Origin of the sequence: Lentzea sp. NPDC005914 (assembly GCF_040629405.1) — a bacterium.
In the GTDB taxonomy this organism is placed as follows: Bacteria; Actinomycetota; Actinomycetes; order Mycobacteriales; family Pseudonocardiaceae; genus Lentzea.
The window spans coordinates 378,516-404,785 of record NZ_JBEXVQ010000001.1 but is presented as its reverse complement, the minus strand read 5'-3'; the positions used below and the strand labels follow the sequence as shown (position 1 = coordinate 404,785).

The window sequence follows — 26,270 nt, the reverse complement described above, 5'->3', positions numbered from 1 at the left end:
TTTTGTTGACATGCGTCTGCGTTTGCTCGGTGACTCCCTCGCCGCGGGTGTCGGCAGCACGCGCCGCGAGGACACCCTCGGCCCGCTGCTCGCCGCGCGCCTCCGTGCGGCCGGCCACGAGGTCGACTTGAAGGTGCACGCCTTCGCGGGTGCCCGTTCGGCCGACCTGCGCGCTCAGGTGCGGGCCGCGATCGCGAGCGGTGTGGACCTCGCTGTGGTGGTGATCGGGGCGAACGACCTGACGAGGTTCGTCCCCGCGCATGTCGGTGCGCAGCAGCTGCACGACGCCGTCGCGGACCTGCGCAAGGCGGGCGCCGGGGTCGTCGTCAGCACGGCGCCCGACCTGAGCGTCGTCGCGCACGTGCCGCCCGCGTTGCGCGACGTCGTGTCGGCCGTGAGCCGCGACTACGCCCAGGTGCAGCAACAGGCCGTCATCCGGGCAGGCGGCGTGGTCGCCCACGTCGAACGCGCCGTCACGCCGCGGTTCGCCGCGGATCCCTCGCTCTTCGCCGCCGACCGCTTCCACCCCTCCGGTGCCGGCTACCGCGTCATCGCCGAGGCGCTCGCACCCGCCGTCGAAGCGGTTCTTCACGCCTGAGCGATTGCGATCACGGGCCGCGCGTCGTACTGTCCGCACTAAGTTCAAGCATTGAACGAATGAGGTGGATGATGAGCGCGCCCACTCCGGCGGACAAGTTCTCCTTCGGTCTGTGGACCGTCGGCTGGCAGGGTCGTGACCCGTTCGGCGAGGCCACGCGGCCCGAGCTGGACGTGGTCGAGGCTGTTCAGCGATTGGCTGAGCTGGGCGCCTACGGGCTGTCGTTCCACGACGACGACCTGTTCGGGTTCGCGGCGACCGAGCGCGAGAAGCAGATCGGCAGGCTTCAGGCCGCGCTGAAGGAGACCGGGCTCGTCATCCCGATGGTGACGACGAACCTGTTCAGCCACCCTGTGTTCAAGGATGGCGGCTTCACCAGCAACGACCGCGGCGTGCGGCGGTTCGCGCTGCGGAAGGTGCTGCGCAACATCGAGCTGGCGGCCGAGCTGGGCGCGCAGACCTACGTGCTGTGGGGCGGGCGCGAGGGGGCCGAGTACGACACGGCCAAGGACGTGCGGGCCGCGCTCGACCGGTACCGCGAGTCGATGAACCTGCTGACCCAGTTCGTCACGGACCGGGGCTACGACCTGCGGTTCGCGATCGAGCCCAAGCCGAACGAGCCGCGCGGCGACATCCTGCTGCCGACGGTCGGGCACGCGCTGGCGTTCATCACGACGCTCGACAAGCCGGAGATGGTCGGCCTCAACCCCGAGGTCGGGCACGAGCAGATGGCGGGCCTGAACTTCGTGCACGGCATCGCGCAGGCGTTGTGGCACGACAAGCTCTTCCACATCGACCTCAACGGTCAGCGCAGCATCAAGTACGACCAGGACCTGGTGTTCGGGCACGGCGACCTGATGAACGCGTTCGCGCTGGTCGACCTGCTGGAGGGCGCCGGCTACGACGGCCCGCGGCACTTCGACTACAAGCCGTCGCGCACCGAGGACATCACGGGCGTGTGGGACTCGGCTCGCGCGAACATGCGGACGTACCTGCTGCTCAAGGAGCGTGCCGCCGCTTTCCGTGCCGACCCCGAGGTGCAGGAGGCGCTGCGGATCGCGGGCGTCGCCGAGCTCAGCCAGCCCACGTTGAACGCCGGCGAGTCCTACGACGACCTGCTCAAGGACGACGGCTTCGACCCGGATGCCGCCGGCGAGCGCGGTTACGGGTTCGTGCGGCTCAACCAGCTCGCGCTCGAGCACCTCGCCGGGGCGCGCTGACATGACGCTCGTCGCGGGCGTCGACTCCTCGACGCAGTCGTGCAAGGTCGTGGTGCGCGACGCGGAGACCGGCAGGCTCGTCCGGGAGGGCCGCGCGGCGCATCCGGACGGCACGTCGGTCCACCCGTCGCACTGGTGGACCGCGCTGCAGTCCGCGCTTTCGGACGCGGGCGGGCTCGACGACGTCGCGGCGGTGAGCGTCGCCGGCCAGCAGCACGGCATGGTGTGCCTCGACGAGGACGGCGACGTCGTGCGCGAGGCGTTGCTGTGGAACGACACTCGGTCCGCTGCGGCCGCCGCCTCGCTGACCGCCGAACTGGGTGCCGCGGAGTGGGCGTCGCGGATCGGCCTGGTGCCGGTCGCGTCGTTCACGATCACCAAGCTGCGCTGGCTCGCCGAGCACGAGCCGGACAACGCCAAGCGCACCGCCGCGGTCTGCCTGCCGCACGACTGGCTGACGTGGCGGCTGCGCGGGAGTGCCGACCTGGCCGACCTGGTCACCGACCGCTCGGACGCCTCGGGCACCGGCTACTTCGACTCGGTGAAGGACGAGTACGTGCCTGACCTGCTCTCACTCGCGCTGGGCCGCGCGGACGTCGTGCTGCCGCGCGTGCTCGGTCCCGCCGAGTCGGTCGAGGGCCAGGTCCGACTCGGTGCGGGCGCGGGCGACAACGCGGCGGCGATCCTCGGCGTCGGCGCGGGCACGGAGGTCCTGGTGTCGCTGGGCACCTCCGGTGTCGTGACGGCGACCAGCGAGGTGCGGGCGTCGGACGCCTCCGGCATCGTGGCGGGGTTCGCCGACGCGACGGGCCGCTACCTGCCGCTGGCGTGCACGCTCAACGCCGCCCGCGTGCTGGACGCGACCGCCCGCATGCTGGGCGTCGATCTAGCCACCCTCAGCGATCTCGCGCTGTCCGCCAAGCCCGGCGCGGAAGGCCTCGTGCTGGTGCCGTACCTCGAAGGCGAACGAACCCCGAACCTCCCGGACGCCACCGGCGCACTGCACGGCCTGACGCTGACCAACGCCACGCCCGCCAACATCGCGCGCGCGGCCGTAGAAGGCATGCTCTGCGGACTCGCCGTCGGCCTCGACGCACTCGCCTCACAGGGCGCGGACGTCACGGGCGTGCGGCTCGTCGGCGGCGCGGCGGCCTCTCCGGCCGTGCGGGAGATCGCGCCGACGGTGTTCGGTGTGCCCGTGACCGTGCCCGCGCCGGGTGAGTACGTGGCCGACGGTGCAGCGCGCCAGGCTGCGTGGACGCTCACGGGCGGGACGACGCCGCCGGAGTGGACGGGGTCGGAGAGCAGCCGGTACGAGGCGGACGCGGCGCCGGAGGTCCGGGCGCGGTACGGTGAGGCGGCCCAGAAGTACCTGAGCCGATGAGCCCGGGACGCGTCGCGCGGAACGTCCCAGGCAACGTCACGGCAGCCGAGCCAACGAGCCCGGAAAGCCTCGCGCGATACGTCCCGAGCCAGGTCACGGCAGCCGAACCGGCGAGGCCGGGAAGCGCCGCGCGATACGTCCCGAACCACCTCACGGCAGCCGAGCCAACGACCCCAGGACACGCCGCGAGGCACGTCCCGAGCCACCTCACGGCAGCCGGACCGACAAGCCTGGGAAGCGCCGCGCGGCACGTCACGGTCGCCGAGGCGATGAGCCCGGGAAACGTCACGCGGTACATCCCGAACCACCTCACGGTCGCCGAACCGACGACCCCAGAACACGCCGCGAGGTACGTCCCGAACCACCCCACGACACGCCCGGGAAGCCGTGTGCGGTGCGCCCCAAGCTCCGCCGCGTCGTCGGAGCCAACGGCCCCCGGCCACCGCGGACCCAGTCGTGCACGACTGACCGCGACGTCCACCCCAACCCGCCCCGGCAACCGCCGATCCAGCCGTGCGCGCCCCACCACAACCTCCGCCCCAACCCGCCCCAGCAACCGCCGATCCAGCCCCGCACGGCCCACCGCCACGTCCGCCACAACCCGCCCCGGCCACCGCGGACCCAGCCCCACGCGACCCACCGCCACTTCCACCCCAACCCGCCCCGGCGGCCGTGCGCGGCCCGCCCCGCCCGCACCGCGATACTTGAGCCGATGACCACCGTCGACCACCTGCGTCAGGTTCGCCTCGGCAACCTGCGCACGGTCCTGCTCGCCCTCGTCGACCGCCCTGGCTCGCGGGCCGACCTCGCGGCGCGCACCGGGCTGACCAAGGCGACGCTCTCGAACCTCACGGAACCGTTGCTGGCCAACGGAATCCTCATCGAGGACGCTGCCACGCTCGCCGGGATGGGCCGACCGTCCAAGCCGTTGCGCTTCCACCCAGACGGGCCCGTCGCGGTCGGCGCGGAGATCAACGTCAGCCACCTCGCCGTCGAGACCCTCGGCCTCGACGGTGAGACCATCCGCCGCCATCTCGTGCCCGCCGACATTCGCGACACCACACCGGACGAAGTCCTCGACCGGGTCGCCGAGCTGGTCCGCGAGATCACGCCGGAGCGGCCGCTGCTCGGCGTCGGACTCGCGGTGCCGGGTGTGGTGCACGACGGTGTGCTCGTGCGGGCCCCCAACCTGCCGAAACTCGTCGGCGCATCCCTTGCCGGCGGGCTCGCCCGAAGGCTGGACCTCGACGTCGAACTGGACAACGAGGCCAACCTCGCCGCCCTCGCCCACCTGTGGCCTCGGCACCTCGCGGGCGAGGACTTCGTGCACGTCTCGGCGGACGTCGGCATCGGCGCGGGCGTGGTGCTGGGCGGCGAGGTCTACCGCGGCGCCAGCGGGTTCGCCGGCGAGCTCGGGCACGTCGTCATCGAACGCAACGGCGTGCGCTGCACGTGTGGCAGTCGCGGGTGCGTCGAGCGGTACGCGGGGCTCGACGTCATCCTCGAACAGGCCGGCCGCCGGCACCTCGACTCCCTCGCGAAAGCGCTGAAAGCAGGCGATCCCAAGGCACTCAAGGCCGTGCGGGACGCCGGAGAGGCGCTCGGCGTCGGCCTGGCCACGCTGATGAACCTCTTCGACGTGCCCGCGGTCGTGCTCGGTGGCAGCTATGCCGTGCTGCACGAGCATCTCAGCGTCGCCGTCCAGTCCGAAATGGACAGCAGGGTGCTCGCGGGCGGCGAACGGCACACCCGGCTCGTCGCCTCGCCGCTCGGCGAGTTCGCCGTCGTGCGCGGCGCGGCGGGGCTCATCACTCGACGCGCTGTGCAGCAGCCCGAGCGGCTCTTCGCATAGCCAGCGCGCCCAGCACGACCGCGGCCACGCCCACCACCAGCGCGAGATACCCGCCGACGATGCCGTAGCCGGTGCCGGGACCGCCCTTCGCCATCACCACGACGAGCGCGCCGATCGCCGCCCCGGCAACGCCGCACGCCACCGCCAGAACACCGCGGCGCCGTGCGAACACACCGAAGCCGACGCCGGCCAGCCCCAGCGCCGCGCCCACCAGCGACCAGGCGCGGCCCGCCGTCAATCCGTACACCTCTGCGGCAACCACTGAAAGAGACATGACAGCAGGATGTCCGCCGCACCCACCCGAGGTCGTCGTGCGAGCGCAGACATCATCTACTGCGGGCGCAGTAGCGGCGAAGTCCTCCCAGCGCACGATCTACCAGCACGAACACAGGTTTAGAGTGCACCCATGAGCAAGCGCTGGCTGGACTGGGCGATCGCCGCCGGGGTGGCGGCGAGCCTCGTCGTGGCCGGGCACCCCACCAGTGCAGCGGGCTACGCGCTGCTGGCGGCGAGCGGCCTGGCGCTGGTGGCACGCAGGCGAGCCCCGATCGCCGTCCTCGCCACGACCGGCCTCACGGCTCTGGGCTACCAGGCACTCGGGATCGACGTCCCGGTGATCGCCTTCCTGTTCGCGGTCTACTCGACGATGAGGGCCGGCCACCGCGTGGTCACGGTCGCCGGTTCGGTGCTGATGCTGGCCGCGCTCCCCCTGGCGGCGCTGATCTCGCCGCGCGACCTGACGACGGCCGAGGCGTTCGCCCAGAGCCGTGACGTCCTCCAGATCGCCTGGCTCATCGCTGCCGCGGCCGCCGGCGAGGCACTGAGACAAGCCGAACGCCGCGCCGACGAAGCCGAACGCACCCGCGAGGAAACGGCACTGAGGCGCGCCAACGAGGAACGCCTCCACATCGCGCGCGAGCTGCACGACTCCCTCACCCACCAGATCTCCGTGATCAAGCTCCAGGCCGAGGTCGCCGTCCACCTCGCCCAGAAACGCGGCGAGGAGGTGCCCGAACCGCTGCTGGCGATCCGCGACGCCGGACGAGAAGCGTCCAGGGAGCTGCGCGCGACCCTCGAAGCCCTCCGGCACGACCAGGACGCCCTCCACGGCATCGACGACGTCCCGGACCTGGTCCAACGGGCGAGATCGGCCGGCCTGGACGCGGAACTGAGCATCGAAGGCGAGCGCAACGCCGTGCCCGCCGCCGTGGAGCGCACCGCGTACCGGATCGTGCAGGAGTCCCTGACGAACATCGCCCGGCACGCCGCCGCCGCGACCGCGAAGATCAGCATCGACTACCGGCCCGACGCACTCGTCATCCGGGTCGACGACGACGGCAGGGCAAACCCCGCCGTGGCACCGAATCCCGGCGTCGGACTGCTCGGCATGCGCGAACGCGTCACGGCGCTGGGAGGCAAGCTCGACGCCGCACCACGCAGCGAAGGCGGCTTCACCGTCCAGGCCGAACTCCCGGTGGCACAGCCGTGATCCACGTTCTGCTGGTCGACGACCAGCCGCTCATCCGCAGCGGTTTCCGCGCGCTCCTCGACGCCGAGGACGACATCGAGGTCGTCGCGGAGGCGGCGGACGGCGTGCAGGGCGTAAAACTCGCCCAGCAGCACCTGCCCGACATCGCCCTGGTCGACATCCAAATGCCCGCCCTGGACGGCATCGAGGCGACCAGGCGCATCGCCGCCGACCCGTCGCTCAGCAACACCCACGTCGTCATCCTGACCAACTACGGCCTGGACGAGTACGTGTTCAACGCTCTCAAAGCCGGCGCGGCGGGGTTTCTCGTCAAGGACATCCAGCCGGAGGACTTCCTGCACGCCGTCCGCGTGGCCGCGCGAGGGGACGCGCTGCTCGCCCCGTCGATCACCCGCAAACTGATCGACCGCTACGTCAGCCGCCCACCGCACCCGGCCGGCGACCTCCCCCAGCTCACCAACCGCGAGCGCGAGGCCGTCGTCCTGGTCGCGCAAGGCCTGTCGAACGACGAGATCGCCACGAGAATGGTGATCAGTCCGCTCACCGCGAAGACCCACGTCAACCGCGCCATGATGAAGCTGCACGCCCGCGATCGCGCCCAACTCGTCGTGATCGCCTACGAGTCAGGTCTGGTCGTGCCGCAGAGCTCCTGATCATCGCCGCGCAGGTACGTGGCGCGTTCCGCCTGCGTCAGGTCGCGGCCGGTCTCCGCGCAGATCCGCTGCACGGCCTGCGCCGCGGACAATGACCACCGGATGATCCGCGCGTCGTTCGCGCCCGACAGCAACTCGTCGTCACCGGTGAACGCGACGGCCTGCACCGGGCCGGTGTGGCCGGTGAGCGTGGTGCCGGTGCGCGTCCCGAGGTTCCACACGATCACCGAGTGGTCCTCTCCACCGGACGCCAGCGTGCCGCCGTCCCGGCTGAAGGCCAGGGTCACGACCGCCGCGGAGTGTCCGGTGAGGGTCATCAGTTCGGCACCCGACGCGACGTCCCACACCTTGATCGTCCGGTTGGCACCCGCGGTGGCGAACCTCTTGCCGTCCTGGCTGATCGCGACGTCACGGACATCGCCCTGGCCCGTGCTGACGCGGCGTTCGAGCTTGTCGGCGGCGAGGTCCCACAGCATCGCGCCACCCGCCGGGTCGGTGGAGATCAGCAGCCGGCCGTCCGGGGTGAACTCGACGGCGCTCGCGATGTACGGGCCGCCGGAGAACGCGCCCTGCCGAAGCTCCGGCAGGCTCCAGCGGAACCGGCCGAGCGACGCCGTCACGATCCCGCCCCCGTCCGGCTGGAAGGCGATGTCGGTCGAGGCGCCGAGACCGCTGTAGGAGAGCTCCGACAGACGTTTGCGCCCGGCGACGTCCCAGATCGTGATCGTGTGGTTGCGGGTGACGGAGGCGATCTTCGTGCCGTCGGGGCTGAACCGCGCCGCCTCCACCCGGTCCGGATGACCGTCCAAAGTGGCCAGTGCCGTGCCGTCCTTCTGCCACAGTCTCACCGTGCCGTCGTCACCGGCGGAAGCGACCACGTCCTGGCGCACGTCGATGTCATTGACGCCGTCGGCATGCCCGGTGAACGGCGGCACGGCGTCCTCGCGCACCGCCACCACCCGGCCGAACCCGCCGGACACCAGCAGCGTGCCGTCGCGGCCGAGCGCGAGCGCCCTGGACTCGGTGCGGCCGCGGTCGCGGTAGGTGGTGATCGGGCGGCTGGTGCGGATGTCCCAGATGGTGATCAGCCCGTCCTCGTCCGACACGGCCATGCGGTCACCGACCGGCGCCGACGCCTCCCACGCGTACGGGCCCTGCTTGGGCAGCTCGGACTTCAGGGTTCCGTCGACGTCCCAGAACTTCACGCCGTTGCGCAGGGTCGCCGTGACGACGGTGGCCGGGCCGTCGAAGTAGACGTTGTTGACCTCCAGCGACCCGATCTCGCCGATCTTCGAGCCCGAGGCCACGTCCCAGACCAGCGGGTCGTCCTTGCCGTTCGCGGTGGCCAGCAGCGAGCCGTCCTCGTTGAACGCCAACGAGTTCACCTCGTGCGCGTGACCTCGCAACGTTCGTTTGGTCTTCGTCGCGACATCCCACACCTCGACGTCGCCGCCAGCTGTTCCGACCGCGAAGGACGTTCCCCGCGGGTGGAAGGCGAGACCCGTGGTGAGCACGTCGAAACGCTGCGAGAACACGGGTTTGCCGGTCGTCCGGTCCCAGACCACGACGTCGCCGGGGCTCCCGGCGAGCGTCGGCATGGTGGCGTTGGAGGCGATGTACCTGTCGTCCGCGCTGAACTCGACCTGCCTCGCGTACCCGCCCTCGACGAGTCCGTTGTGGTCGGACAGCACGAGCTTGCGGTCGCGGGTCTGGAGATCCCACAACGTGACGAGGCCGTCCCGGTCCGCCGTCGCGATCACGTCACCCTGGTGCGACACGTTCACGTCCAGCACAGGCGGGCCGTCCGCGTTGAGCTCGATCCGCCGGCGCGGTGCCGACGCGGTGCTGAGCAGCGCGCCGGTGGTGTCGTCGTCGGCGTGCAACCGGAAGGCCGCTATCGCGAGCAGTCCGGCCAGGTCGGGGGCGGTGTCGACGAGGCCGCGGGCACTCAGCGCGAGCTGGTGCGCCTGGTCGGTCCGTTGCCGCAGCCGGGCTTCGCTCGACTGCCACCACGCGACGCCACCACCACCCGCCGCCAGCAGGAGCAGCACGCCCATGATCGCGACCAGTCTGGTGAGCAGCCGGTTCCGCCGCTTCACGCTGACCTGCTCGGCCTCCTCGCCCCGCAGGCTCGCCGTGAGGAACTGGTCCTCGGCCGCGTTCAGCTCGCCGGGGTGTTCCTGCGCCCAGGCCGCCGCCGCGACCAGCTGGGCGCCCCGGTAGAGCGCGCCTTCGTCCCGGTCCAGCTCGGTCCAGGTGTGCGCGGCCGCGGTCAGCCGGCGGTGGACCAGCAACGTCGAGCGGTCGTCCGACAGCCAGCGCTGAAGCCTCGGCCACGCCCGGATCAGGGCCTCGTGCGCGATCTCGACGGTGTCCTCGTCCAGCACGACCAGCCGGTCGGCGACCAGACGGGCGAGGACCCTGGCGATGATCTTCGGCGTGGCGATGCCGTCGAGCTCGGAGCGGTGGATCGGCCTGCGGGTGTCCTCGGTGCCGTCACCGAACGCCGTGAGCCGCACCAGGATGCGGCGCATGGCCCGCTGTTCGGCGTCCTTCAGCTCGTCGTAGGCGCGTTCGGCGGTCTGGGCGATCGCGCCGCGGACACCGCCTCCCGCCCGATACGCGGCGAGGGTCAGCTCGGCTTGGGAACGTTGCCAGGTCTCGACGAGCGCGTGCGACAGCAACGGAAGCGCGCCCGGTTCGGCGTCCACGTCGGCCAGGACCGTGGCCAGCAGGTCGGCGGCGACCGGCAGCCCGCTCATCGCGGCGGGCCTGATCACGATGTCGCGCAGGTCGGCGGCCGAGGGAGGTCCGACCAGCACGGTCGCCTCGTCGGCGAGCGCTTCGACGAGCCTCGGGTGCTGGGTGACGTGGGCCAGGAAGTCCGCTCTGATGCCGAGCACGACCCGTGTGCGGCGGTGTGGTCCCTGGGCCGCGTCCAGCAGCACCCCGATGAACTGTGAGCGTTCACTTTCGTTCGTGCACAAGGTGAACAGCTCTTCCAGCTGGTCCACCACGAGCAGCACGCGGACGTCGTCCGGCCCGTTCGCCAGCTGGTTTCTCACCTCGACGTCGAACGCGGACGGGTCCGACGCGAGGTCGAGCCGCGTGCCCAGCGCGGTGCTCAGCGCTTCGAGCGGGCGCGCGGTCGGCGTGATCACGATCGGCTTCCACGTCTCGCCGAGCCCACCGGCCACACCGGCCCTGAGCAACGACGACTTGCCGCTGCCGGACGCCCCGAACACGCCGACGACCGGGTAGCGGTCGATCCTGCGGGTGACCAGCTCGATCAGGTGGTCGCGGCCGAAGAACCACGGGTGGTGCTCCGGCTGGTACGCCATGAGGCCGCGGTACGGGCAGTCGGTGCGGACGACCTTCGGCGGCGCGGGCCCGGTGAGCGGCTCGCCCCGCAGCATCGTCTCGTGCAGGCCGCGCAGTTCGGGGCCGGGTTCGATGCCGAGGTCGCCGACCAGCCGTTCGCGCGTCCTCCGGAACGTCTCAAGCGCCTCGGCCTGCCGGTTCGCCCCGTACAGCGCGGTCATCAGTTTGGCGTGCACAGGTTCGCGGTACGGGTTCTGCTGCGCCAGTTCCTGGAGCTCGCCGATCACCGCGGCGTGCCTGCCCAGCGCGAGCTCGGCCGTGACGCGCGCTTCCGCGGCCCGCAGGCGTGCCTCGTCGAGCCGCGCGGCGAACTGGCCGGGCAGGTCCGCGTAGGCCGGTCCACGCCACTTGCTCAACGCCTCGGTCAGCAGGTCCGCCGCTTTCGCGGGGTTGCCGTCCGCGAGCGCCTTTTCGCCGTCTTCGTGCAACTGGTCGAAGCGGTCCGCGTCGAGCTCGCCGGGGTCGACGGTGATCTCGTACCCCGCCGGCCTGCGGTCGATCCGGCCGCCGAGCGCCCGCTTGAGCTGGTACACGTACAGCCGGACGTTCTCCTGCGCCGAGACCGGCGGAACCTCCCACAGCGCCTCGATCAACCGGTGCTGGGACACGGGCGTGTTCGCGTGCCGGAGCAGCATCGCCAGCAGGATCCGCTGTTTCGCCGACCGCAGTGGCACCTCGCCCTCGTCGTTGCGCACGACGAGAGGTCCGAGCACCTGGAACTCCACGCACCCTCCCCCAAGCCCGGCGGGAACGGTAACAACGACCAGGCGTTATACGCAGCCGATACGCGGAAATACGGCCCTCCGCCAACTGTTTCGGCATGTGCGGACAATCCATGTCGCGCTGTCTCTGCGCAGCGCCCTGCTGGCGAACAAGATCTCCTCACGCCTGGCCGTCCTGCGATGGGCTGACCCAGGCACTCCCGCCGACGTGACGGTCGTCGACGCCGCCGATGCCGCCGGGCCGCGGACCGTCGCGGTCCTGACCTCCCTCGCCGCCGTGGATCCCCTGGTGCAGGCGGGCGTCACCGGGCTGGTGCTGGCCGACGACCCGCTGGACGACATCGTGCGCGCGATCCACGACGTGCACGCGTTCGGCGGCTGGGTCTCGCCCCGGCTCGTGTCCTCGCTGCTGCCTCCACCCCCGCCGGCGTCGCTGACCCTGCGCGAACGCGAGACGTTGCGGCTGGTGGCCGAGGGCTGGGAGAACGCGGAGATCGCGGCCGCCATGTTCATCACGGTCAGCGCGGTCAAGTTCCACGTCTCGAACCTGCTGCGGAAGTTCGGCTGCCGCGACCGCACACAACTGGTCTCGCGACTAGGGCGTCCGGTCCCCCTGCATTCCTAGCGTGCCTGGCATGAGAATCCTCGTCGCCGCCCTGGTGTCCCTCGGTGTCCTGATAGGACTGGTCAGCCCGGCCCAGGCAGCGGTACCGGCCTGGCCGAACGTCAAGATCGGCGCGTCCGGCGCGGTCGTGCTGAGCGCCCAGCACCTGCTGCGCCACCGCGGCTACAACATCTCGGCCGACGGCGACTTCGGCTCGGGCACGGAAGCGGCGGTCAAGCAGTTCCAGAGCGCCAACGGCCTGTCGTCCGACGGTCAGATCGGCCCGAACACCTGGCCCAAGCTGATCGTGAGCGTGCAGCGCGGCAACAACAGCGAGGCCGTGCGCGCCGCCCAGGTCCAGCTCAACCGCTACGGCTACGGCCTGACCGTCGACGGCGACTTCGGCGGCGGCACGCACAACGCCGCCGTCGCGTTCCAGAGCTCGAAGGGCCTGTCCGCCGACGGCGTCGTCGGCCCGAACACCTGGCAGACCCTCGTCGGCGGCACGCCGTCGTCCGGTGGCGGCTCCTACAGCCTGCCGCTGGCCAAGAGTGCCCTGCCGCGCAGCGAGTACGACGACCCGCACCACGACTACCCCGCCATCGACCTGCCGGTGAACACCGTCCCGGCGTACGCGATGGTCAGCGGCACCGCGTACCGCATCAGCGAGCCCAGCGGCTGCGGCAACGGCCTGAGGATCGTCAAGAGCGGCGTCGACTACATCTACTGCCACCTCTCGGCGTGGTCGGTCTCGAACGGCCAGGCGGTGCAGGCCGGGAACCGGGTCGGCACCACGGGCAACACCGGCAACTCGACCGGCCCGCACCTGCACATCGCGATCAAGATCAGCGGGACGTCCTACTGCCCGCAGAACTTCCTGCTCGCGATCTACGACGGGCGGACGCCTCCCGCGCCGTCGTCGCTGCCGAGGACGGGCTGCTTCTACTGATCCAGATCACCGGAAGGTCCCGTGCACGTGTGCGCGGGACCTTCCGGGCATCCGGCCGCGAGCCAGGCGCGGGTGCTCGAGTACGCGGCCGAGATGAGCGAGCCCGAATGGCTGAAGTCGCCGGGTGACACATCCAGCGGGCACAGCGCGGGCACGACCCGCACCGCGGAACCGTAGCGCGCGACGTCGAGCGTGAGCCGGTGGTTCACCAGCAGTGTCAACGCCTGCAGCGCGACGCCCAGGGCACTGCGCGGCGGTGACGTCAGCGCGCACGCGTACCCCGTCGGCAGCACCCACACCTGGTCGGCGCCGAGGTCGAACGCGTGCGAGACCGGGGTGTTGTTCACCGTGCCGCCGTCCATCAGGTAGCGCCCGCCCAGTTCCACCGGCGGGAACACCCCGGGGATCGCGGTGCTCGCGAGCACCGCGTCGACCGCGGACCCGCTGGAGAGCAGCACTTCCGCCCCGGACAGCACGTCGGTCGCACCAACGTGAGCGGGCACTCGGGTGCGGCTGAGATCCAAGTCGCCCAGCGACCGTTCCAGCAGACGGCGCAACGCCGAGTTCGGCACGAGGTGGTCGCGGAAGCCGAACAACCCCAGCAGCCCGCGCACCGGCCGCAGCGGGAAGACATCGGTGCGCGACAACGAGGTCCACCGGGCCGCCAGACCCTCCACATCGGACGGGTTGGCGGCGAACCACACCGCGTTCGCCGCGCCGACCGACGTGCCGACGACGAGATCCGGTTGAACGGAGCCCGCGCCCAGAGCGGCCAGCATGCCCACCTCGACCGCGCCCAGACTGCCTCCGCCCGCGAACACGAACGCGGCCACCATCCCGTCATCCTCGCCTCACGACCGGCCCGCCACCAGTGGCCAATTCATCCGCAACGGGTGACCCGCGCGCGCGATCTCCGTACCAGCCTGGGGAAACAGCCGGAGACGAGAGGTGGCGACGTGGAGAAGCAGAGGCTCGCGGAGGCCGGTCCGTGGCGAAGGTGGGGGCCGTATCTGAGCGAACGGCAGTGGGGCACGGTCAGGGAGGCGTTCGGCGACGACGACGTCTGGGAGTCCTTCACCCACGACCAGGCCCGCTATCGCGCCTACCGCTGGGGTGAGGACGGGCTGGCGGGGTTCAGCGACGACCGGCAGCGGATGTGCCTCGCACTGGCGTTGTGGAACGGCACGGACCCGATCTTCAAGGAGCGGTTGTTCGGTCTCACCAACGGCGAGGGCAACCACGGCGAGGACGTCAAGGAGTGCTACTTCTACCTCGACGCCACCCCGACGGCTTCGTACCTGCGGATGCTCTACAAGTACCCGCAGGCGAAGTTCCCGTACGAGGACATCACGAACACCAACGCCGTGCGCAGCCGCAACGAGCCCGAGTACGAGCTGCTCGACACCGGCGTGTTCGACGACAACCGCTACTTCGACGTCGAGGTCGAGTACGCCAAGGCGGGGCCCGAGGACGTGCTGATGCGCGTCACCGCCCACAACCGCGGGCCGGAGGAAGCCGCGCTGCACGTGTTGCCCACCTTGTGGTTCCGCCACACCTGGTCGTGGGCCGGCGGCGAACGCGTGCCCTCGCTGCACACCTGCGCTCCCGGAACGGTTCGCGCCGAGCACGCCGAGCTCGGGACGTGGTGGTGGTACGTGGAGCAACCGGTGCCGATTCTGGTGACCGACAACGAGACCGACAACGAGCGCGTGTTCGGCTCCCCCAACCCCACCCCGTTGGTCAAGGACGGCATCGAACGCGCGGTGATCCACGGCGAGCAGACCGTCGCCCCTGACGGTGTCGGCACGAAGGCCGCCGCACACCACGAGTTCCGCGTCCCCGCCGGAGAAAGCGCCACCGTCCGGGTCCGGCTCACCGCGAGCAGCACCGCCGACCCGTTCGCGGACTTCGACGCCACGATCACCCAGCGACGTGACGAGGCCGACGACTTCTACGACGACGTCCTCGGCGGCGATCCCCGCAGCGACGAACGACTGGTGTGCCGTCAGGCGCTCGCGGGTTTGCTGTGGTCACAGCAGTACTACGCCTTCGACGTCGAGCGCTGGCTCACCGAACGGGGCGTGGACCCGCTGATGTCCACAGAGGACTGGCGCCACCTCCTCGCCGAGGACGTCATCGTCATGCCCGACAAGTGGGAGTACCCGTGGTTCGCCGCCTGGGACCTCGCCTTCCACGCCGTCCCGCTGGCCATGGTCGACCCGGAGCTCGCCAAGAAGCAGATCGAGCTGCTGCTCACCCGCCGCTACCTGCACCCGAACGGCCAGATCCCCGCCTACGAGTGGAACTTCAGCGACGTCAACCCGCCCGTTCACGCGTGGGCGGCGTGGTACGTCTACCAGCTCGACCGCGACAGGGCGTTCCTCACGCGCGTGTTCCACCCTCTGCTGCGCACCTTCGACTGGTGGCTCAACCGCAAGGACGCCGACGGCAGGAACCTGTTCCAGGGCGGGTTTCTCGGCCTGGACAACATCGGGGTGTTCGACCGCAGCGCGCCGCTGCCGACCGGCGGGCACATCGACCAGGCGGACGGCACCGCGTGGATGGCGCTGTACTGCCAGAACCTCGTCCAGATGGCCCTGGAGCTCGGCAAGGAGGACCCCGCGTACCTGGAGCACGCCGCCACGTTGATGGAGAACCTCGCCTGGATCGCCGCTGCCACCGGCCACGTCGGCAGCGGCCTCTGGGACGAGGACGACGGTTTCTTCTACGACGTGCTGCGGCATCCGGATGGTCGCGCCACACCGTTGAAGGTCCGGTCCGCCGTAGGCCTGCTGCCCCTGGCCGCGGCGACCGTGATCAGCGCTGAGGTGCGGCGCGACCATCCCGAACTGGTCGGCGGCATGCGCGAGTTCCTCGATCGGCATCCGGCGGTGCGCGCGGCACTGTGGGGGCACGGCGCGCAGGCCGACGCGACCGGGCCCGTGCTGTTCTCGCTGTTCGACGAGAGCCGCCTGCGCCGCATCCTCGCGAGGATGCTCGACGACCGCGAGTTCCTCGGCCCGCACGGCATCCGATCGCTGTCGCGCTGGCACGAGGAGCACCCGTACGTGATCGTCGTGGACGGGGTCGAGCACCGCGTCGGCTACCTGCCCGCCGAGTCCGACAACGGGATGTTCGGCGGCAACTCGAACTGGCGCGGTCCGGTGTGGTTCCCGATCAACGCGCTGGTGATCCGCGCTCTGCTGCACCTGCACGAGTACTTCGGCGACGGCTTCACCGTCGAGTGCCCCACCGCGTCCGGCCGGTACCTGACGCTGCGCGAGGTGGCGCGCGACCTCGGCGAACGGCTGCTCGACACGTTCCTGCAGGGCGTGGACGGCCGGCGTCCGGTCCACGGTGGACAGACGCGGTACGCGCAGGACCCGCACTGGCGCGGCCTGCCGCTGTTCTACGAGTACTTCCACGGCGACAACGGCGCCGGTCTCGGTGCGAGCCACCAGACCGGGTGGACCGCGCTCGTCGCCCTTCTCCCCCAGGTGGTGACGCGATGAGCTGGCCGGAGGCACCGGTGATCTACGAGATCAACACCGCCGTGTGGCTCGGTGAGCTCTCCCGTGCCGCCGGGCGTCCGGTCACCCTCGCCGACATCCCGTCGTCAGCGTGGCACGCCGTGACACCCGCGGGAGTCGACGCGGTGTGGCTGATGGGCGTGTGGGAACGCAGCACGCTGGGTCTGGCGATGGCGAACGCGCACCCCGGCCTGCGGGCGTCGTTCCACGAGGCGCTGCCCGATCTGCGCGCGGAGGACGTGCTCGGGTCGCCGTACTGCGTGCGGCGCTACGTCGTGGCGGAGGAGTTCGGCGGCGACGAAGGACTGGCCAGGGCACGTGCCGAGCTGGCCGCGCGCGGTGTGCGGCTGGTGCTCGACTACGTGCCGAACCACGTGGCGCCGGACCACCCGTGGGTGACCGAGCACCCGGAGTTCTTCGTGCGCGCGGAGAACGGTGAGCTCGAGCTCGGGCGTGACCCGTACTTCCCCGCGTGGCCGGACGTCGTGCAGCTCGACGCCTTCTCGCCCGCGTTGCGCACCGCCGCCACGATGACACTCGCGAGCGTCGCCGCCCGCTGCGACGGCATCCGGTGCGACATGGCGATGCTCGTCACCAACGAGGTCTTCGCCCGCACGTGGAACAAAACGCCACCATCGCTCGACTTCTGGCCCGAGGTGATCGGCGGCCTGCGGGCCCAGCACCCGGAGACGGTGCTGATCGCCGAGGCGTACTGGGACATGGAGTGGGCGCTGCAGTTGCAGGGCTTCAACTTCTGCTACGACAAACGGCTCTACGACCGGATCGTCGGCCAGGACGTGCAGGGAGTGCGCGACCACCTTCGGGCCGATCCCGTCTACCAGTCACGGCTGCTGCGGTTCCTGGAGAACCAGGACGAGCCGCGCATCCTCAGCGAGCTCGGCCCCGAGGCCGCCAAGGCGGCCGCGCTGATGATCGCCACGCTGCCCGGCGCCACGCTGTGGCACGAGGGCCAGTTCGAGGGCAGGCGCGTGCGGCCGCCGGTGTTCCTGGCCCGGCGCCCGGACGAGCCGCTCGACGACGACCTGGCCGCCTGGTACCGGTGGCTGCTCGCGATCGTGGCCGACCACGGGGTGCGCCGCGGCGACTGGTCGCTGATCGAGGCGGAGGGCTGGCCGGACAACCAGTCCTGCCAACGGCTGCTCGCCTGGGAGTGGATCACCGCCGACGGCACCCGGCACGTCGTGGTGGTGAACTTCTCCGGCCAGCGAGCGCAGGGGCTGCTGCCCGTGGGCTGGCAGGAGAGGTTCACCGACCTCCTCGACGGTGGTGCGGTCCACGAGCCCGTCAGTCCGCTGTACGTGGAGCTGGGGCCGTGGGAATGTCATCTTTTCGTGGCGGCCTGAGCAGCGCCGCCGCCCATCCCGCCGCCGGGTCCGCGTCGACCAGCAGCACCTTCACCAGCACGGTGAGCGGCACCGCCAGCAACGCGCCGAGCGGGCCGAGCACCCAGGCCCAGAACACCAGGGCCAGGAACGTGACGGTGGCCGACAACCCGGCGGCGTCCCCGGTGAACCGGGGCTGGATCAGCGACTGCACCACGAAGTTCAGCACTCCGTAGAACGCCAGCACGGCCAGCGCCTTGCGCGGGCCGTGCTGCAGCAGTGCGAGCACGGCCGGTGGCGCCACCCCGAGCACGAACCCGATGTTGGGGATGTAGTTGGTGACGAACGACAACACGCCCCACAGCAAGGCGAGCGGGATGCCGAGCAACGCCAGCGCCACCGTGTCCAGCGCCGCCACGACGAGCCCGAAGACCGTCGTCACCAGGATGTAGCGACGAGTGCGGCGAACGAACTCCGTGAGCCCCTCGCGCAGCTGCGGCCGGTCCATCGCGATCTCGGTCAGCCTGGCGTTCGCCGAGCTCACCTCCACCCCGAGGAACAGCAGCAGCGCCAACAGGAACACGAGGCTCGTGGTGAGGCTCGTCAGGTCGGTCAGCAGTCCGCCGATCGCCCCGACGAGCCTGCCGCGGTCGATGCCGTCGAGCGCGCGCTCGGCCCGCACCACCAACTCGTGGTGCGCGAACTCGGGCACCATCGCGACCAGGCGTGCGCCGGACACGGCAACCGTCACGGCGACGACCCCGAGCACGCCGTAGACGAGCAGGACCACGACGCTGGTCGCCAGCCACGGCGGCGCGCCGCGGCCGCGCAGCCACCGGTGCGCGGGGCTGACCGCGATCACGACCAGCAACGCCAGCATCGCCGGCGCCACCAGCCACGCGATCGCCCGCACACCGGTGACCACGACGACCGCGGCCGCGCCACCGAGCAGGATCGTGAGTGCGCGTGGCATCAATGGTGGTGTGTCTGTTCAAGCCGGTCGGACGTCGTGTCCGCGTCCGCGCCGTGGACGACCACCGCCCAGATCACCGTCACGCACAGGGCGATGACGATCGTGGACCACAGCGGGTGGATCGACACGAAGGCCAGTTGCGCCACCGCGTTCACGACCGCGAGCACCACGGCGACCACCCTGGCCCACGCGGCACCGGCGAGCAGCGCGGCGCCCGCGAGCGCCACCAGCACACCGATCAGAAGGGTGATCCAGCCCCACGCGGTGATGTCGAAGACGAGGACCTGTTGCTCGGTCACGACGTAGTACTCACCGCGGAACAACGCCACCAGTCCCTCGATGGCGTTGAAGGAGCCCATGACGATCATCATGATGCCCGCGAACCAGATCCAGCCGAGCCAGCCTGTTTCCCGCATCGTGCCTCCGTTGTCTCGCTGTAGAGGTTGTGCGGCAACGGTGGCACCGGCTGCCCGCACGGATCTTCACCCGTCACGGGTGAGGACCGCGGCGTGCGGCGTCTCGCAGAGTTTCGGTCATGGCCACTTTGACCGTGTGGAAGTTCGACACCGCAGACGGGGCGCACTCCGCGCTCGACCTGTTGCGCAAGCTCCAGGACCAGCAGCTGATCACGATCCGCGACACGGCGTACGTGTACTGGGAGCTGGACGCGAAACGACCGAAGACCAAGGAGCTCGGCAAGCTCACCGGCGCGGGCGCGCTCGGTGGCGCGTTCTGGGGCCTGTTGTTCGGGCTCATCTTCTTCATCCCGGTGCTGGGCGCCGCGATCGGCGCCGGTGTCGGTGCCCTCGCGGGATCGCTCTCGAAGGCGGGCATCGACGACAACTTCGTCCGCGACGTCCGGGAGAGCGTCACGCCCGGCACGTCGGCGCTGTTCGTCATGTCCGAGAACGCGGTGATCGACCGGGTCGCCGACGAGTTCAGGCAGACCGGCGCGAAGCTGATCACCACGAACCTCTCGTCGGCGCAGGAGAAGCTGCTGAAGGAGACCTTCACAGCTTGAGCCGCGGGGTGATCGCGGCGGTGGTGCGGCCGGTGACGACAGTCGGGGTGCTGTTGCTGGTCTACTACCGCCTTCCGATGGACCAGCCGGAGAACGGACATGCCGTTCTCCGGCTGGTCTCTGGTCTGCTCCTGGTCGTCGCGGTGCTGTGGTGGCAGGTGCGGCTGATCGCACGGTCGTCGCGCCCGCGGTGGCAGGGTGTGCAGGCGCTCGCGCTCGTGCTCCCGTTGTTCCTGCTGATGTTCGCCAACGCGTGCTTCCTGCTGGCACGGCATCAGCCCGGCAGCTTCAACGCGGATCTGAGTCGCACGGACGCGCTCTACTTCGTCGTCACGGTGTTCGCGACGGTCGGGTTCGGTGACGTCGTGCCGGTTTCCCCGTTGGCACGCGTCATCGTCACCGTGCAGATGATCGGTGACCTGCTCGTGCTGGGGGTGGCGCTGAAGGTCATCCTCGTGGCTGTGCGGCGTCGTTCCGGATGAACAGCGCCAGCACGAATCCCGTTGCCCCGAACAGGATGAGCAGCATGAGCGCGGCGCGCTGGTCGGCGACGGAGCCGACCAGCGCGACACCCAGCGAGGAGCCGAGGTTGGAGACCGCGCGCGACACGCCGGACACGTCCGCCTGCTCGTCGTCGGGCCAGCGCGACTGCACGACGTTCACCGACGCGGTCAGCATGATCCCGATGCCCGCGCCGATCAGGAACAGCCCGTGGGGGACCAGGAGCGTGCCGGCGACGGTGAGCAGGAAGCCCGCGCGGATCAACCTGTTCTGCGGGTGCTTGCGGGCGAGCCTTCCGGCGAGCGCCGACGTGACGAGCATGCCGATCGTGGCGGGCAGCAGGGCGAGGCCGGTCTCGATCGCGTTCAGTCCCTCGGTCTGCTGGAGGTGCACGGACAGCACGAAGAACGTGCCCTGCAGCACGAGCCACTGGATCAGCTGGGTGCCCAGGCCGAGGTTCGACGTCCGGTCGCGGAACAGCTTCGGGTTGCACAGCGGGTTCTCGGTTCTCCTGATGTGCCAGGCGAACAGGCCGAGCGCCGCGGCGCCCAAGAGGGCGAACCACCACGTGGTGCGCAGCAGGCCGAACACGATGAGAGCCATGCCCGCGCCGGACAGCACCGCGCCCAGCAGGTCGAACTTCTGGTGGTGCGTCTGCGGTTTCGGCAGTCCACGCGCCAGCACGATGATCACGGCGACCACCAGCACCTGCAGCAGGAACGAGGCCCGCCAGCTGAACGCGCTCGTGACCAGCCCGCCCAGCAACGGCCCGGCCGCGGCACCCAGCCCGCCCGCGCCGCTCACCATCCCGAACCAGCGCGCCCGCTGCGCCTTCTCGGTGGCGAGCGCGGTGACGAGGATGTAGATCGGCGGGATCATCAACGCCGACCCGACGCCCTCGAGCACCGCGTACCCGACCAGCAGCAGGCCGGGTCCGGGGGCGAGGGCGGCGAGCAGCGCGCCCGCGCCGTAGATCGCGAGACCCACGACGAAACACCGGCGGCGGCCCCAGATGTCGGTGAGCTTGCTGCCCGGCACCATCAGCGCGGCCATGACGAGGGTGAACAGCGTGATCGTCGTCTGAACACCGGCGATCGTGGTGCCGAGGTCGTCCGCGATCGTGCTGATCGCCACATTCATGTTCGTGGCCGCGTAGCTCGCGATGAACTGGGCCAGTGCCAGGGGAAGGATCTTCACCGGCCGTCACCCGTGCACAGGTGCTCGGCCGCCTTGCCCAGCAGCGCGTGCACCGTCCGCAGCACGTCGGCCACGTGGTCCCTGTGTTCGTGCAGCACCTCGACCTGCCGCGCCGCGTCGCCCACCATCCGGGCGGCCCGTTCCCGCGCGGTCTGCTCCATGACGTGGATGTCCCGCAGGGTCTCCTTGCGCCGCAACGCCAGCGCGAGCTCGAAGTCCTCCGCGGCCCGTGCCCGGCGCCGGTCCGCCGCCTCGTCGAGCGTGCGGCGGCGGGCCTCTCCGTCACGGGCGAGCCGGGTCATCTGCGCGCGGGTCGTCGTGAGCAGCTCGCGGTGCTCGGCGTGGGTGGCGCCGGCCCGTTCGGCGATCGAGGCCGCGTGGGCCAGCGCGGAGTCCACCGCGTGCCGGAGCTGTTCGCCCACGGAGTCCGGGGACAACGGGCGGCGGCACATCCGCTCGAGCCGGTCGCGCAGCTCGTCGTTCTCCTTGCGGGCCGCCTCGAGGTTGCGCGCCAGCGACAGCGCTCGGGCCTCGGCGGCGTCGCGGTCCGCGGCCAGCAGCTCGACGTCGCGTTCCACCGCGTCGACGAAGAACCGGACCTGGTCACGCCGATAGCCGAGCCACGCGACGTCGAAGCCGACCCGCAGCGGCACCAGTTCGGCCGTCATGACCGCACCAGCGCGAGCGGCACCCGGCACAGACCGCCGATGTCGTCCAGTGGTGCAGAGGACGTGCCGGACGTGATCACGTGCACACGGGTGTCGCTGAGCAGCGCGGCACGCACGGCCACGTCGGCGAGCAGGCCGCAACGGCGCGCAGGTGACCAGTCGCGAGCGACGTCGGTCGGGGACGGGCCGTACCAGGCGGTGGCCGTGACGTCCTCCGGGTAGCCGACCAACAGGTCCTCCAGCCTGCCCTCGGCGAGCGCGCCGATCGTGTCGTCCACCCCCTCCACGGACAGCTGCCGGGTTCGCCCCCGCGAGTTGAAGTCGTCGAGCACTCCCTCGGTCCACGACCGGGAGGCGGCCAGCGTCTCGGCGGCGACGCGGCTCGGCGACAGGTCCTCGCCGGTCCAGCGGACGACGACGTCGCGGCGGACGGGGGCGGGCAGCGCCTCCCACAACGCGCCCACCACCTCGTCCTCCCCCGCGACCACCAGCAGCCTCGCCTCGTGGCGGTCGAGCATCTCGGCGCACGCGGCCGCGGCGGACCGGACCCCCTGGCGCCACGACGGCGCCGGGTAGCTGAGCACCACGCGGCGCGCGTCCCCGGCGACCAGCTCGGCGCTGTCACGTCCGGCGGTCATCGCCACACGCGCCGGGCGTTCCTGCAGCCAGGCGAGCAACGGCAGCACGTGCGCGGGCGAGCTGAACCACGCCAGGTCCAGGTGGCGCAGGCCGGGCGTGTGGAAGACGCGCGCCGGCAGCTCCTCGCCGGCGAACGCGACGAGCGTGTCGGCCGACGGGTAGGCGGTGCGGGCCCGTGCCAGCACCTCGCCCACCGTGTCGACCAGCTCGGCTCCCGCGCCGTCGCACCGCAGCTGGTCGGCCAGCCGCACCCACCGCGCCCGCCATCCCCGCAACGGACTCGACCCCAGGTACACGGACGCGACGGGACGGGCGGGGTGCACCACGTCCACGAGATCACGCAACGCAAGTCGGCAGCTCATGAGGCACAGATTCGGCGGGCGGGACGAGCCGCTGCTTCACCCGGCGCAGGTGATCCCCCTGCCACCACCCGTGCCGTTACCGCCCTGCGCGGGGGAGGCCGGGTGCACACGTGCAGGAGCAGCCTCGGGACGCGGAGGAGGTGACCGATCTTGAGCCGTCAGCCCGACCGCTCCCGGTCCCGGCGCATCGTACTGGCCGTGGCCGTGTTCCTCACCGTGGTCGTCACCAGCCCGGACGAGGACTGCAGACCACCCACCGGCGTGTTCGCCGCTCTCAGCCTGCTGCCGCGGCTGATGGGCGTGCTCGGCCGAGGACTGGTGCTGATTTCCCTTCCTGACAAGGACATCGAGTCCGCCTGCCCGCCTTCGGGGTGATGCGGTTCGATCACGCGATCATGCCTCGACAACTTCATCGGGAGACTAAGCACAATGTCCGACAGTTCGGAGTGCGACCCGTCCGGTTCCGAGACCAGCCAGGCCAAGCTGCGCGTGCCGGCGTCGGCGACACCACTGGTGTCGCGTGAGCACCTGCTATCCACAGTGGACGATCACGTGTCGTCCGCGCCGGTCACCGTGATCACCGGCCCCGCGGGCTGCGGCAAGACCACGCTGCTCGCCGAGTGGGCGCGCCGCCGCGGGGACCGGATCGCCTGGCTCACGCTCGACGAGCACGACAACAGACCAGCGAGGCTGCGTTCGGCCGTGCGCGACGCTCTCGCGCTCTCCGAAGCGACTCCGTTGTCCGAGCCGGGTTTCTCCTCCGCGGTCATCGCGGCGTTCGACCAGGCGCCTGCGTCCGTTTGCCTGGTGCTGGACAACGTGCACGAGATCCGCGACCCGGACGCGCTCGCGAGCATCGACCTCTTGTTGAGGCAGCCACCTGACCGGCTACGTCTCGTGCTGCTAGGCCGTTTTCCCCCGCAACTGCACCTCGCGCGCCTGCACCTGGAGGGACGGCTGCGCGAGGTGCCGCCGCACGAGTTCTCGTTCACCCGCGCCGAGACCGAAGCGCTGCTGACGGCACACGGCCTGCAGCTCTCCGGGGACGACGTCGGTCTGCTGCTCCAGCGCACCGAGGGCTGGATCGGCGGTCTGCGGTTCGCGGTCATGCGCCTGTGCACGACGGAGGCGCGGCCGGACGACCTGCTGATGTTCGAGGGCCTGGACCAGGTCGTGAGCCGCTACCTCGGCGAGGAGGTGCTCGGCCGTCACCCGCAGCGGGTGCGCGACCTGCTCGTCGCGACCAGCGTGTGCGACGCCGTGAGCGCCGATCTCGCCGGGGAGCTGTCCCGCCATCCCAGTCCCGGCCTGGTGCTCGACGCCTTGGAGCACACCAACTCGTTCGTCAGCAGGCTCGACACCGCTCCGGAGTGGTACCGCTGCCATCCGGTGTTGCGCGCACACCTGACCGCGGAGCTGCGCAGGTCCCGTCCCGCCGATGAAACCTCGCTCCACCAGAGGGCGGCCCACTGGTACCACCGCAACGCCCAGCCCGCGCTGGCGTTGCCCCACGCGCTGAGGGCCGGAGACGACCAGCTGACGGCCGAGATCGTCGAGCACTCCGTGCTGCCGGAGGTGCTGCGGGAGGGCAGCGCGGGCCTGCGGGCCGTGTTCGGCGCGGTGCCCGGCCACGTGCTCGCCCGGCCTCAGGTCGGGGTGGTGGCCGCGCTCGTGGCGATGGACGCGGGCGACCTGGCAGCCGCCGACCGGGTGCTGGCGGGCCTCGGCGGCGAACTGCTGGTGCTGCGGCAGGACCGGGTGCGGGTCCTGCACGCGGCCGCGTTGTTGCGCCGTGGCCGGTTCGACGCGCACCTGAGTGACGCGCTGCGGGTGATGGCGCGCACCGTGTCCGGGCACGGTGGCCCCGACGCCGAGGTCACCGCGTTGCTCAACCGCGGCGTGGCGGCGCTGCTGTCCGGTGACCGCACGGGCGCGGAGGACGACCTGCTGCGGGCGGCGGCGATCGCGCGCCAGGAGGGGTTCGACCACGCGGTCCTCGACTGCCAGGTCCATCTGGCGGCGCTGACCAGTGCGACGGGCGACATTCGGGGCGCGGCGAGGCAGGCGGGTGAAGCCCTCTCGTTCGCCGAGGAACGGGGCTGGCAGACACATTTCGTGTGCACGCTGGCCTACGCGTTGCTCGGCGTGGAGGCGTATCTGCGGCTGGACGACGAACGCGCGGTGGATCTCGCGGGCAGAGCGGTGCGCGCGCTGGGCGATCGTCCCGATCCCGCGACCGGGCTGGCGGTGTCCACTTTGGATGCCGCCGTGTCGTTCCCGGCTGCGGGCGATCCGCGGGCGGTGGTCGGCCGCGTCCGCGCGCTGTGGCAGGACGTGGCCGAACGTCAGGTGATTCCACCTGTGATCGCACACATCGCGGCGGCCGTGCAGCGCATCGCGTTGCGGACGGGCGACGAGCAGTGGGCGACGGCCATGCCGGACCAGGTCGAGGCGATGTTCGGCCCATGTGGCGAGCAGGCGGTGCTCAGCGCCGTCGTGCACAGCCACCACTCCCGCGTGAGCCAGGCCCGCAAGATCGTCGGGCCGCTGCTGTCCGGCGACCTTCCCGCCGTCGCCGTACCGACCGTCGTGGACGGCTGGCTGCTCGAGGCGACTCTCGTCGACCGCACCGGCGACCAGCGCCGTGCCCACGAGGCCGTGACTCGAGCACTGGCCGCCGCGGAACCGGTCGGCGTGCTCCGGCCGTTCCTCAACGCGGGCAAGCCGATCCGCGACCTGCTGGCCCGGGGTGCCGGCCGGTTCGGCAAGCTGGAATCCTTCGCCACCACCACGATGACAGCGTTGCCCGCCGCGTCGACCGCGCACACGGACGTGCTGACGAGCCGGGAACGCGACCTGCTCATCGAACTGCCGTCCATGCGCACCACCGAGGAGATCGCCGACTCGCTGTTCGTCTCCGTCAACACGGTGAAGACGCACCTGCGCGGCATCTACCGCAAGCTCGGCGTGAACCAGCGCCGAGACGCCGTGCTCGCGGCCCGGCGACTAGGTCTCATCTAGTTTGGCCCCTTGGGCTGCCCGGCTCTCCAGGCCCACACTTGATCCACGCGGGCCCGCCGACACTTCTCGCCCGGCTCGTCTCACTCGCCACCAGCGAGGTTTCCTTCCGTGTGAACGGCACCCCCGGCCGTGCGTTGCTTTGTGCTGCGCACGACCGGGTGTG

At 71.0% G+C, this 26,270-nt stretch carries 22 protein-coding genes; 14 read left to right on the top strand and 8 right to left on the bottom strand.

What is annotated here, in order from left to right:
• The first annotated feature begins 10 nt into the window (after positions 1 to 10).
• The 4 genes from ABZ345_RS01685 (at position 11) to ABZ345_RS01670 (ending at position 5,054) form a co-directional block, all read left to right on the top strand.
• Positions 11 to 598 carry an SGNH/GDSL hydrolase family protein gene (locus tag ABZ345_RS01685; RefSeq protein ID WP_359841836.1) on the top strand — a complete coding sequence of 196 codons (588 nt, stop codon included), beginning with the start codon at positions 11 to 13 and terminating at the stop codon, positions 596 to 598.
• Positions 599 to 666: 68 nt separating this feature from the next.
• The gene (gene xylA, locus ABZ345_RS01680) at positions 667 to 1,818 is read left to right on the top strand and encodes a xylose isomerase (protein WP_359842238.1); all 1,152 of its coding nucleotides are present in this window, start codon (positions 667 to 669) and stop codon (positions 1,816 to 1,818) included.
• A gap of 1 nt (position 1,819) precedes the next feature.
• A complete protein-coding gene (gene xylB, locus ABZ345_RS01675) occupies positions 1,820 to 3,202 on the top strand; it encodes a xylulokinase (RefSeq protein WP_359841834.1) in 1,383 nt (460 codons plus the stop codon).
• A gap of 712 nt (positions 3,203 to 3,914) precedes the next feature.
• Positions 3,915 to 5,054, top strand: coding sequence for an ROK family protein (locus ABZ345_RS01670; RefSeq protein WP_359841832.1), 1,140 nt, complete (start codon positions 3,915 to 3,917; stop codon positions 5,052 to 5,054).
• Here the strand turns inward: ABZ345_RS01670 and ABZ345_RS01665 are convergent.
• Positions 5,011 to 5,328: a DUF6223 family protein gene (locus tag ABZ345_RS01665; RefSeq protein WP_359841830.1), complete on the bottom strand. Its 318-nt coding sequence runs from the start codon at positions 5,326 to 5,328 to the stop codon at positions 5,011 to 5,013. The genes ABZ345_RS01670 and ABZ345_RS01665 overlap by 44 nt on opposite strands.
• Before the next feature lie 132 nt (positions 5,329 to 5,460).
• On the opposite strand from ABZ345_RS01665, the gene ABZ345_RS01660 reads away from it, so the two are divergent.
• Both ABZ345_RS01660 and ABZ345_RS01655 read left to right on the top strand, forming a co-directional pair.
• Complete coding sequence (locus ABZ345_RS01660) at positions 5,461 to 6,543, top strand: histidine kinase (protein WP_359841828.1); 1,083 nt, start codon at positions 5,461 to 5,463, stop codon at positions 6,541 to 6,543.
• On the top strand, positions 6,540 to 7,196 hold the full coding sequence (locus ABZ345_RS01655; protein WP_359841826.1) for a response regulator transcription factor: 657 nt from the start codon (positions 6,540 to 6,542) through the stop codon (positions 7,194 to 7,196). Before ABZ345_RS01660 ends, ABZ345_RS01655 begins: the two co-directional genes overlap by 4 nt.
• On the opposite strand, the gene ABZ345_RS01650 is transcribed toward ABZ345_RS01655, so the two are convergent.
• Positions 7,160 to 11,302, bottom strand: a complete 4,143-nt coding sequence (locus ABZ345_RS01650; RefSeq protein WP_359841824.1) for a BTAD domain-containing putative transcriptional regulator — start codon at positions 11,300 to 11,302, stop codon at positions 7,160 to 7,162. The two genes, ABZ345_RS01655 and ABZ345_RS01650, sit on opposite strands and share 37 nt — an antisense overlap.
• A gap of 97 nt (positions 11,303 to 11,399) precedes the next feature.
• Here ABZ345_RS01650 and ABZ345_RS01645 point away from each other — a divergent pair, with 97 nt between their 5' ends.
• Positions 11,400 to 11,924 (top strand): response regulator transcription factor, encoded by a 525-nt coding sequence (locus ABZ345_RS01645; protein WP_359841822.1) that lies wholly within the window; start codon positions 11,400 to 11,402, stop codon positions 11,922 to 11,924.
• A 10-nt stretch (positions 11,925 to 11,934) separates the two neighbouring features.
• The gene (locus tag ABZ345_RS01640; protein WP_359841820.1) at positions 11,935 to 12,852 is read left to right on the top strand and encodes a peptidoglycan-binding protein; all 918 of its coding nucleotides are present in this window, start codon (positions 11,935 to 11,937) and stop codon (positions 12,850 to 12,852) included.
• Here the strand turns inward: ABZ345_RS01640 and ABZ345_RS01635 are convergent.
• Entirely contained in the window at positions 12,846 to 13,688 is an 843-nt protein-coding gene (locus ABZ345_RS01635) for a patatin-like phospholipase family protein (RefSeq protein ID WP_359841819.1), read from the bottom strand. The genes ABZ345_RS01640 and ABZ345_RS01635 overlap by 7 nt on opposite strands.
• Positions 13,689 to 13,808: 120 nt before the next feature.
• Here ABZ345_RS01635 and ABZ345_RS01630 point away from each other — a divergent pair, with 120 nt between their 5' ends.
• Both ABZ345_RS01630 and ABZ345_RS01625 read left to right on the top strand, forming a co-directional pair.
• Positions 13,809 to 16,364 carry a glucosidase gene (locus tag ABZ345_RS01630; protein WP_359841817.1) on the top strand — a complete coding sequence of 852 codons (2,556 nt, stop codon included), beginning with the start codon at positions 13,809 to 13,811 and terminating at the stop codon, positions 16,362 to 16,364.
• Positions 16,361 to 17,746: an alpha-amylase family glycosyl hydrolase gene (locus ABZ345_RS01625; protein ID WP_359841815.1), complete on the top strand. Its 1,386-nt coding sequence runs from the start codon at positions 16,361 to 16,363 to the stop codon at positions 17,744 to 17,746. The genes ABZ345_RS01630 and ABZ345_RS01625 overlap by 4 nt, the downstream gene beginning before the upstream one ends.
• On the opposite strand, the gene ABZ345_RS01620 is transcribed toward ABZ345_RS01625, so the two are convergent.
• Positions 17,688 to 18,698 (bottom strand): AI-2E family transporter, encoded by a 1,011-nt coding sequence (locus ABZ345_RS01620; RefSeq protein ID WP_359841813.1) that lies wholly within the window; start codon positions 18,696 to 18,698, stop codon positions 17,688 to 17,690. The genes ABZ345_RS01625 and ABZ345_RS01620 overlap by 59 nt on opposite strands.
• Positions 18,698 to 19,114, bottom strand: a complete 417-nt coding sequence (locus tag ABZ345_RS01615; RefSeq protein WP_359841811.1) for a hypothetical protein — start codon at positions 19,112 to 19,114, stop codon at positions 18,698 to 18,700. Before ABZ345_RS01615 ends, ABZ345_RS01620 begins: the two co-directional genes overlap by 1 nt.
• 119 nt (positions 19,115 to 19,233) lie before the next feature.
• Between ABZ345_RS01615 and ABZ345_RS01610 the strand changes: the two genes are divergently transcribed.
• Together ABZ345_RS01610 and ABZ345_RS01605 are read left to right on the top strand one after the other, a co-directional pair.
• The gene (locus ABZ345_RS01610) at positions 19,234 to 19,719 is read left to right on the top strand and encodes a DUF1269 domain-containing protein (protein WP_359841809.1); all 486 of its coding nucleotides are present in this window, start codon (positions 19,234 to 19,236) and stop codon (positions 19,717 to 19,719) included.
• The gene (locus tag ABZ345_RS01605) at positions 19,716 to 20,201 is read left to right on the top strand and encodes a potassium channel family protein (protein WP_359841807.1); all 486 of its coding nucleotides are present in this window, start codon (positions 19,716 to 19,718) and stop codon (positions 20,199 to 20,201) included. Before ABZ345_RS01610 ends, ABZ345_RS01605 begins: the two co-directional genes overlap by 4 nt.
• Here ABZ345_RS01605 and ABZ345_RS01600 read toward each other — a convergent pair.
• The 3 genes from ABZ345_RS01600 to ABZ345_RS01590 are packed head-to-tail and all read right to left on the bottom strand — an operon-like array spanning position 20,167 to position 23,086.
• The gene (locus ABZ345_RS01600) at positions 20,167 to 21,417 is read right to left on the bottom strand and encodes an MFS transporter (RefSeq protein WP_359841805.1); all 1,251 of its coding nucleotides are present in this window, start codon (positions 21,415 to 21,417) and stop codon (positions 20,167 to 20,169) included. The two genes, ABZ345_RS01605 and ABZ345_RS01600, sit on opposite strands and share 35 nt — an antisense overlap.
• Positions 21,414 to 22,085 (bottom strand): hypothetical protein, encoded by a 672-nt coding sequence (locus tag ABZ345_RS01595; protein WP_359841803.1) that lies wholly within the window; start codon positions 22,083 to 22,085, stop codon positions 21,414 to 21,416. The genes ABZ345_RS01600 and ABZ345_RS01595 overlap by 4 nt, the downstream gene beginning before the upstream one ends.
• A complete protein-coding gene (locus tag ABZ345_RS01590) occupies positions 22,082 to 23,086 on the bottom strand; it encodes a hypothetical protein (protein ID WP_359841801.1) in 1,005 nt (334 codons plus the stop codon). Before ABZ345_RS01590 ends, ABZ345_RS01595 begins: the two co-directional genes overlap by 4 nt.
• 150 nt (positions 23,087 to 23,236) lie before the next feature.
• Between ABZ345_RS01590 and ABZ345_RS01585 the strand changes: the two genes are divergently transcribed.
• Together ABZ345_RS01585 and ABZ345_RS01580 are read left to right on the top strand one after the other, a co-directional pair.
• Positions 23,237 to 23,461, top strand: a complete 225-nt coding sequence (locus ABZ345_RS01585; protein WP_359841799.1) for a hypothetical protein — start codon at positions 23,237 to 23,239, stop codon at positions 23,459 to 23,461.
• A gap of 54 nt (positions 23,462 to 23,515) precedes the next feature.
• On the top strand, positions 23,516 to 26,107 hold the full coding sequence (locus ABZ345_RS01580) for a LuxR C-terminal-related transcriptional regulator (protein ID WP_359841797.1): 2,592 nt from the start codon (positions 23,516 to 23,518) through the stop codon (positions 26,105 to 26,107).
• Positions 26,108 to 26,270: the final 163 nt, after the last annotated feature.